Origin of the sequence: Saccharothrix sp. ST-888, assembly GCF_000955975.1 — a bacterium.
In the GTDB taxonomy this organism is placed as follows: domain Bacteria; phylum Actinomycetota; class Actinomycetes; order Streptomycetales; family Streptomycetaceae; genus Kitasatospora.
The window spans coordinates 1-463 of record NZ_JYJF01000368.1; the positions used below are offsets into that span (position 1 = coordinate 1).

Consider the following 463-nt stretch of genomic DNA (forward strand, 5'->3'; position numbering starts at 1 on the left):
GGCGAGGATGTCCTCGACGGTGCCGCCGGTCTCGTGCAGCAGGTGCCAGGTGACCTGCTCGCGCAGCGGAGCGCGGAGCGCGAACAGCGCCCGGAGCTCATCGCGGCCGAGCGGCGGCACGGTGTGCTCGGGCCGCGCCGGCGTGCACAGCCCTGCCATCCGGCTGCCGCGGGGCGAACCCCGCCTGCGCCCCCAGGCCGCGGCGACGCCGCGGATGGACAATTTCCGGTTCAGCGTGCCGCGATACTCGTCCGCGCCCCGCCCCGCCATGCCGCCCTCCTTCTCACGCTCCTTGTCATCGCCCTTACCTGCGTCCCGCTTCTCCCCGCCGACCACCGCGCCGTCGCTGGCACCCCCGCTCCCGACCTCTGCCCGCACAGCGGCCACAGCCTCCTCTCCTACCGCCGGGCCGCCGAGCTGTTCACCGCCACCACCCGCGCTCTGGACCCCGAGGGCTGCGGCT

General features: G+C 75.4%; 1 pseudogene. It reads right to left on the reverse strand.

From position 1 onward, the window contains the following. Window positions 1–387: pseudogene (locus UK12_RS33130) on the reverse strand (hypothetical protein); the annotation flags it as partial. Window positions 388–463 lie beyond the last annotated feature (76 nt).